8 protein-coding genes and 1 pseudogene are annotated in these 7,560 nt (G+C 74.1%); 5 read left to right on the top strand and 4 right to left on the bottom strand.

Annotated elements, in window-relative coordinates; translation table 11 throughout:
* Positions 1 to 288 (top strand): annotated as a pseudogene (locus ABEA26_RS33915) (hypothetical protein); the annotation flags it as partial.
* A 1-nt stretch (position 289) separates the two neighbouring features.
* On the opposite strand, the gene ABEA26_RS33910 reads toward ABEA26_RS33915, so the two are convergent.
* Positions 290 to 742 (bottom strand): ASCH domain-containing protein, encoded by a 453-nt coding sequence (locus tag ABEA26_RS33910; RefSeq protein WP_345597628.1) that lies wholly within the window; start codon positions 740 to 742, stop codon positions 290 to 292.
* A gap of 44 nt (positions 743 to 786) precedes the next feature.
* Complete coding sequence (locus ABEA26_RS33905) at positions 787 to 2,238, bottom strand: NAD(P)H-hydrate dehydratase (protein ID WP_345597626.1); 1,452 nt, start codon at positions 2,236 to 2,238, stop codon at positions 787 to 789.
* Between the two features lie 82 nt (positions 2,239 to 2,320).
* Here ABEA26_RS33905 and ABEA26_RS33900 point away from each other — a divergent pair, with 82 nt between their 5' ends.
* Positions 2,321 to 2,944: a helix-turn-helix domain-containing protein gene (locus ABEA26_RS33900; RefSeq protein ID WP_345597630.1), complete on the top strand. Its 624-nt coding sequence runs from the start codon at positions 2,321 to 2,323 to the stop codon at positions 2,942 to 2,944.
* On the opposite strand, the gene ABEA26_RS33895 is transcribed toward ABEA26_RS33900, so the two are convergent.
* Complete coding sequence (locus ABEA26_RS33895) at positions 2,926 to 3,612, bottom strand: formylglycine-generating enzyme family protein (protein WP_345597624.1); 687 nt, start codon at positions 3,610 to 3,612, stop codon at positions 2,926 to 2,928. The genes ABEA26_RS33900 and ABEA26_RS33895 overlap by 19 nt on opposite strands.
* Before the next feature lie 257 nt (positions 3,613 to 3,869).
* Positions 3,870 to 4,241 (bottom strand): holo-ACP synthase, encoded by a 372-nt coding sequence (locus tag ABEA26_RS33890; protein WP_279560344.1) that lies wholly within the window; start codon positions 4,239 to 4,241, stop codon positions 3,870 to 3,872.
* An 82-nt stretch (positions 4,242 to 4,323) separates the two neighbouring features.
* On the opposite strand from ABEA26_RS33890, the gene alr reads away from it, so the two are divergent.
* From alr to tsaE, 3 genes are all read left to right on the top strand, one after another.
* Complete coding sequence (gene alr / locus ABEA26_RS33885) at positions 4,324 to 5,490, top strand: alanine racemase (RefSeq protein ID WP_345597622.1); 1,167 nt, start codon at positions 4,324 to 4,326, stop codon at positions 5,488 to 5,490.
* A gap of 119 nt (positions 5,491 to 5,609) precedes the next feature.
* Positions 5,610 to 6,854 carry an alpha/beta fold hydrolase gene (locus ABEA26_RS33880; protein ID WP_345597621.1) on the top strand — a complete coding sequence of 415 codons (1,245 nt, stop codon included), beginning with the start codon at positions 5,610 to 5,612 and terminating at the stop codon, positions 6,852 to 6,854.
* 93 nt (positions 6,855 to 6,947) lie between these two features.
* Positions 6,948 to 7,481: a tRNA (adenosine(37)-N6)-threonylcarbamoyltransferase complex ATPase subunit type 1 TsaE gene (gene tsaE / locus ABEA26_RS33875; RefSeq protein ID WP_345597620.1), complete on the top strand. Its 534-nt coding sequence runs from the start codon at positions 6,948 to 6,950 to the stop codon at positions 7,479 to 7,481.
* Positions 7,482 to 7,560 lie beyond the last annotated feature (79 nt).

The raw sequence follows: 7,560 nt of genomic DNA, 5'->3' as shown, positions 1-7,560 counted from the left end.
CTGGAGAAAATGGTCATCTCGTATTTCCCGGGCAGGGGAACGGTCTGGGAGGAGACGTACTACGAAGGCAGGGCCAAGGGGGAGGCTGAAGGCAGGGCCAAGGGTGTCCTGCGGGTGCTCGAAGTCCGTGGCCTGACCGTTTCCGACGACGAGCGGGCCCGCGTCACCGGCTGCCTGGACCTCGCCCGCCTCGACGACTGGCTCGACCGGGCCGGAACGGTCGCGCGAGTGGAAGAGCTGTTCGCGGGGATGCCGGACGAGCCGCAGGAGGAGCGCCGCTCGGAGTAAGTCACCCGTCGGCCGGGTGCACCACGGTGACCAGGCGGAAGCGCTGCAGGACCGCCGGTGTCGTGTCGTCCACGGTGAAGCCCGGGTCGTTCAGGGCCGCGCGCATCTCCTCGCTGTGCCAGAACCCTTCATGGCCCGCCCGCCACTCGGCCACGCTCGTGTATCCCTCGCCCTCGTCCACCGCGTGGGCGAGGTCCACCTGACCCAGCGGGAGGACGCGCACGTCGGTCACCTCGATGACGGCGACCGGGCGGTCGTCGGAGTCGACGACCACTTCGCGGCTCCCGACCGTCGGCAGTGGTTCGCCCTCGTGCTCGTAGTCGAGGACGAGTCCGGTCGTGGAGGTCTTCGAGCCGTCGAGGATCGCCGCCACGAGCTGGTCGCGCAGCGGGCCGGGGGAGGCGAACTCGGCCCTGGGCAACGAGGCGAGGTCCGAGGCGGAAGTTGGCGTCATGCGAACACCGTAAGACCCGGGAGTGTCCCACGACACACCCCTACTCACTCCACCCTGGCCACATCCCGCCACGCCCCCGGGATCGCCTCCGCGACGTCGTGCGCCCCCGTCGGCGCGCCGCCCGCCGCGAAACGCCCCGCCAGGCCGTGGACGTACGCCGCCACGCTGCCCGCGTCCAGCGCCGTGAGCCCCGCCGCCAGCAGGGACCCCGCCAGCCCCGAGAGCACATCCCCGCTCCCGGCCGTGGCGAGCCACGACGTCCCCGTCGAGTTGACCCGTACCGGGCCTCCCTCCGACCCGGCCACCACCGTCGTCGACCCCTTCAGCAGCACCGTCGCCCCGTACCGTCCCGCCAGCTCCCGTGCCGAGGCCAGCCGCGCGCCCTCGACCTCCTCCCGGCTCACCCCGAGCAGCGCCGCCGCCTCCCCGGCATGCGGCGTCATCAGCGTCGGCGCCGTACGGCCCCGTACCGCCCCGGCGTCGGCCAGCCGCAGTCCGTCCGCGTCGATCAGCACCGGCACCTCCGCCGCCAGTACCTCCGCCACCGTCCCGGCGTCGTCACCGGCGCCCGGACCGACGACCCACGCCTGCACCCGCCCCGCCCGCTTCGGTCCCTGGTCGGACACGAGCGTCTCCGGGTAGCGCGCGATCACCGCGTCCCCGGCCGGACCGACGTACCGCACCGCCCCGGCCCCACCCCGCAGCGCCCCGGCGACGGCGAGCACGGCCGCGCCCGGATAGCGGGCGGACCCGGCGGCGATGCCGACGACCCCTCGCCGGTACTTGTCGCTCTCCGCGCCCGGCACCGGCAGAAGCCGCGCCACGTCCGCGTACTGCAAGGCTTCCAGCCCGGCCGCGTCGTTCGGCAGCGACAGCCCGATGTCCACCAGCCGCACCGACCCCGCGTACTCCCGCGCCGGATCGACCAGCAGCCCCGGCTTGTGCGCCCCGAACGTCACCGTCAGGTCGGCCCGGACCGCCGCTCCCGGCACCTGCCCGGTGTCCGCGTCGACCCCGCTCGGCAGGTCGACGGCGACGACGGCCGCCCGCGACCGCGCCGCCGCGTCGGCGAGCGGCACCGCCTCCTGACGCAGCCCGCCCCTGCCGCCGATCCCGACGATGCCGTCGACGACCAGGTCGGCGCGCGAGATCAACTGCTCGGCGGACCCGTCGCCCGCGACCCGTCCACCCGCCCGGCGCAACGCCGCCAGCCCCCCGCCGTGCGCGCGCTCCGGCGCGAGCAGCACAGCCGTCACGCCCGCCCCCCGCCGGGCGAGCCGCGCCCCGGCGTACAGGGCGTCGCCGCCGTTGTCCCCGCTGCCGACCAGCAGCACCACCCGGCTGCCGTACACCCGGCCGGTCGCCCGCCCCAGCACCTCCGCGCAGGCGACGGCGAGCCCGGCCGCGGCCCGCCCCATCAACGCCCCCTCCGGAAGCCGTGCCATCAGCTCCCGTTCGGCGTTCCTGACCATCTCCACGCTGTACGCAGTCCGCATGCCGTCGAGTCTTCCCCGTACGCGGTGAACGTCACCGGTCCGCCCCGCGAGCGGGTGCGGGACAGTTGATCTCATGGCTCCCATGGGTGACGACGACGAGACGGCACAGGTGATGACCTCGCTGGGGGCACGCCTGCGCGCCATCCGGCAGGCCCGCGGGCTCACCCTTGCCCAGCTCGGCGCCGCCACCGGCATCTCCGTGTCCACGCTGTCCCGGCTGGAGTCGGGCCTGCGCGAGCCGGGGCTGCGGCACCTGCTGCCGCTGGCCAGGGCGCACCGCCTGCCCCTGGACGACCTGGTCGGCTCCCGGACCGGCGACCCCCGCGTCCACCCGCGCCCGTTCACCCGGCACGGCCAGACCTGGATCCCCCTCACCCGCAACCCGAACGACGGGCTGCACGCCTACAAGCAGATCCTCCCCGCCCCCGCGGTCGCCCGGACCGGAGGGTCTCCGCGACCGGAGCTGGGCTCCCACGAGGGGCACGAGTGGATCTACGTCCTCTCCGGTCGGCTGCTCCTCGCGCTGGGCGACCACGACCTGGTCCTGGCGGCCGGCGAGACGGCGGAGTTCGACACCCGCGTCCCGCACGGCATCGCCAACGCGGGGGACCGGCCCGTCGAGTGGCTCGCCCTGTACGGGGCCCAGGGCGAGCGCATGCACATCCGGGTACAGCCGGCCATCCGGGTTCAGCCGACGAGGGCCTGACCGGCCCCGCCGGCGGAACGGGCGACGCGGAACCCCACGTCGTCGACCCGGAACGTCGGATGGCTGCGGCGCCGCACCGAGGCCCGGCAGCTCCAGTGCTCGTCGAACCAGCCACCGCCGCGCAGCACCCGGTAGGCGCCGTACACCTCGGCGTCGTAGAGGTCCCAGCACCACTCCCAGACGTTGCCGAGCGTGTCGTACAGGCCCCAGGCGTTCGGCAGCATGCCACCCACCTCGTGGACGCCCTCCCGCGAGTTGCCGCGGTACCGGGCGATGTCGTCCAGGGGGCCGTAGCGGGGGCCGTCGGTCCCGGCTCGGCAGGCGTGTTCCCATTCGGCCTCGGTCGGCAGCCGGTACCCGTCGGCGGACGTGTCCCAGATGACCTCGTCGCCCTCACCGGTGCCGGCGCCCTCGTCGACGCGGTAGACCGGGCGGAGCCCCTCGCGCACCGACAGCGCGTTGCAGAACCCGACCGCGTCCGTCCACGAGACCTCCGCGACGGGCAGCCGCTCCTCCCCAGCGGCCGGGGGCCTCCGGCCGGTGACCCGCGCGTACGCGGCCCGCGTGACCGGGAACGCCGCCAGCCGGCAGGACGCCACCTCCACCGGCCAGCTGCGCCGCGTCCGCCGGTCCGACAGGGTCACCCGCCCCGACGGCACGGAGACCATCCTGATCCCCGTTCCCGTCCCCGTCCCCGTCCCCGTCCCCGTCCCCGGTCCCGTCCCCGTCCCCGTTCCCGTCCCCGTCCCCGTCCCCGTCCCCGTCCCCGGTCCCGTCCCCGTCCCCGTTCCCGTCCCCGGTCCCGTCCCCGTCCGCGGTCCCGTCCCCGTCCGCGTCCCCGGTCCCGGTCCCGTCCCCGTCCCCGTTCCCGTCCCCGGTCCCGCACCCATGTCTTCGACACCCGCACCACTGACGTTCATGGGCGTCAGCCTTCCGCGATCACCACCGCCGACGCCACCCCCGCGTCATGGCTCAGCGACACGTGCCAAGACGCCACCCCCAGCTCCGCCGCCCGCGCCGCCACCGTCCCCGTCACCCGCAGCCGTGGCCGCCCGCTGTCCTCGACGTACACCTCGGCGTCCGTCCAGTGCAGCCCCGCCGGCGCGCCGAGCGCCTTGGCCAGCGCCTCCTTCGCCGCGAAGCGGGCGGCGAGCGAGGCGACGCCCCGGCGTTCCCCGCTCGGCAGCAGCAACTCGCTTTCCAGGAAGAGCCGCTGGGCCATGGCCGGCGTGCGCTCCAGAGACGCCCCGAACCGCTCGACCTCGGCCACGTCGATCCCGACCCCGATGATGCTCATGCCGGGCACCCTAACGACGTCACGGGCGATCCGTGTTCTGCGGGGAAGCGGGCCCCGGGTGCTCTGAGAGACTGGGGGCACGATGAGTGAGACAGCTGCTCGGCGGGACGCGGTGCTGCGGGCCCGTGCCGAGATCGACCTGGCCGCCCTGCGGGCCAACGTCCGCGCACTGCGCGAACGGGCCCCCGGTGCGGCTCTCATGGCCGTCGTCAAGGCCGACGCCTACGGCCACGGCGCGATCCCGTGCGCCCGCGCGGCCGTCGCGGCGGGCGCGACCTGGCTGGGTACCGCCACGCCGCAGGAGGCCCTCGTACTGCGCGCGGAGGCGGGTCTGCCGGACGACGTGCGGATCATGTGCTGGCTGTGGACACCGGGCGGCCCCTGGCGGGAGGCCGTCGAGGCCCGTCTCGACGTGTCCGTCAGCGGGATGTGGGCCCTGGACGAGGTCACCGGGGCGGCACGGCGGGCCGGACTCCCCGCGCGGGTGCAGCTCAAGGCCGACACCGGGCTCGGCCGCAATGGCTGCCAGCCCGGCGAGGACTGGGCCGAGCTGGTGGCGGCGGCCCGGCGGGCCGAGGACGAGGGCCTGCTCCGCGTCACCGGTCTCTGGTCGCACTTCGCCTGCGCCGACGAGCCCGGGCACCCCTCCATCAACGCCCAGCTCACCCGCTTCCGGGAGATGACGGCATACGCCGAGCAGCAGGGCGTACGCCCCGACGTCCGGCACATCGCCAACTCGCCGGCCACGCTCTCCCTCCCCGAGTCCCATTTCGACCTCGTACGGCCCGGCATCGCGATGTACGGCGTCTCGCCCAGCCCCGAGATCGGCACCCCCGCCGACTTCGGACTGCGCCCGGTGATGACGCTGTCCGCGTCGCTGGCCCTGGTCAAGCAGGTCCCCGGCGGCCACGGCGTCAGCTACGGGCACCACTACACGACCCCCGGCGAGACCACCCTCGGCCTCGTCCCCCTCGGCTACGCGGACGGCGTCCCGCGGCACGCCTCCTCCACCGGTCCCGTCCTGGTCGACGGCAAGTGGCGCACGGTCGCGGGGCGGATCGCGATGGACCAGTTCGTCGTGGACCTGGGCGGGGACCGGCCGGAGCCCGGCAGCGAGGCGGTGCTGTTCGGCCCCGGCGACCGCGGCGAGCCCACCGCCGAGGACTGGGCGCAGGCGGCGGGCACCATCGCGTACGAGATCGTCACCCGGATCGGGGCACGCGTCCCGCGCGTCCATGTGAACGAGTGACGCGTCCGTTCGACGAGTGACGCGTCACTCGTCGCGGCGCGCGACGTGCACGACACGCGGGCAGGGGAATCAGCAACCGGCGGGGAACCGCACGACGGCCCGGCGAAGAGGAGCGGTACGTGAGCGAGAGCAACACGGAGGCCGTCGTGGCGGCCGTCGCCTCCGCCACGGAGGCCGCCACCGAGGTCGTCGGCGGCTGGCGCCGGGCGACCGGCATCGCCGGTGTCGCGATAGGCGTGGTCGCGGCGGGCGCCGCGGCCGGCGTGGCGATAGAACGGCTCACCGTCGGCCGCGGGATGCGGCAGAAGGCCCGGCTCGCCCTCGACTCGACGGGTCCGTACGGCGGACTGCGCGGCACCCCGGGCAAGGCGTACGCCGACGACGGCACCGAGCTGTACTACGAGGTCGACGACGTCGACCCGGAGACGGAGTCCGCGCTCACCCGGCGCCGACGGCGGCTGTTCGGCCGTAAGGCACCCGCCCCCGTGACCGTCGTCTTCAGCCACGGCTACTGCCTGAACCAGGACTCCTGGCACTTCCAGCGGGAGGCCCTCAGAGGCGTCGTCCGCACCGTGCACTGGGACCAGCGCAGTCACGGCCGGTCCGGGCGGGGCGTGTCCCAGGTGCGGGACGACCGGCCGGTCACCATCGACGACCTGGGCCGGGATTTGAAGGCCGTCATCGACGCCGCCGTGCCCGAGGGCCCGATCGTGCTGGTCGGGCACTCCATGGGCGGCATGACCGTGATGGCCCTGGCCGACGTGTTCCCCGAGCTGCTGGCCGAGCGGGTCGTCGGCGTCGCCCTCGTCGGCACGTCCTCCGGGCGGCTCGGTGAGGTCAACTTCGGGCTGCCCGTCGCCGGTGTCAACGCGGTGCGGCGGGTCCTCCCGGGCGTGCTGAAGGCGCTGGGGCAGCGGGCCGAGCTGGTGGAGAAGGGGAGGCGGGCGACGGCGGACCTGTTCGCCGGGATCATCAAGCGGTACTCGTTCGCGTCGCGGGACGTGGACCCGGCCGTGGCCCGGTTCGCCGAGCGGATGATCGAGTCGACGCCGATCGACGTGGTCGCCCAGTACTACCCGGCCTTCAACGACCACGACAAGACAGAGGCCCTCGCCCACTTCGCCGACCTGCCGGTCCTCGTACTCGCCGGGGTGCGGGACCTGGTCACGCCGAGCGAGCACAGCGAGGCGATCGCCGACCTCTTGCCGGGCGCCGAGTTGGTACTGGTGCCGGACGCCGGGCACCTGGTCATGATGGAGCACCCGGAGGTCGTCACCGACCGCCTCGCTGATCTGCTCGCCCGCGCGGGGGCGTTGCCGTCGTCAACGGATACGGTTGATGGCTGTGACTCCGCCTCTTCCTGAGCGGAAGCGGCGGCTTCCAGTCTTGTGGCTGCGGTCCAGCCACAACCGGCCCCCTGCGGGGTGTGGCAAAAGTACTACTGCGAGTGAGTGACGATGGAAGAATCCGCAAAGTCGCACATCCCGGCCGAGCCCGGCCGGCCCGCCCCCGGCGTCGAGATCACCGTCATCTCCCCGGAGGAGATGCGGGAACTGGGCCGCAGGCTCGCCACGGTGCTGCGCGCCGGTGACCTGCTGATGCTCAGCGGGGAGCTGGGCGCCGGCAAGACGACGCTGACCCGGGGGCTCGGCGAGGGCATGGGCGTGCGCGGCGCCGTCACCTCCCCGACCTTCGTGATCGCCCGCGTCCACCCCTCCCTCGGCGACGGTCCGCCGCTCGTCCACGTCGACGCCTACCGGCTGTCCGGCGGTCTGGACGAGATGGAGGACCTCGACCTCGACGTCTCCCTGCCCGACTCGGTGATCGTGGTGGAGTGGGGCGAGGGCAAGGTCGAGGAGCTGACCGACGACCGGTTGTGGCTCCGGATCGACCGGGCCGTCGGCGACACCACGGACGAGGTGCGGCACGTGACGCTGACGGGTGTCGGCGAGCGCTGGTCCGGGGTCGACCTGAACGTGCTCGCGGTCTGAGTCGGGGCCTCTTCCGCAAGAGGTTCCGACAAGACGTCGGGAAAATATTGCCTTCCGGGTCTTGAGCGTGGTCACATGG

The organism is Streptomyces marokkonensis (assembly GCF_039539045.1).
In the GTDB taxonomy this organism is placed as follows: Bacteria; Actinomycetota; Actinomycetes; order Streptomycetales; family Streptomycetaceae; genus Streptomyces; species Streptomyces marokkonensis.
Note: the sequence above shows the minus strand (reverse complement) of the source record. Positions and strands in the feature narration are given on the sequence as shown.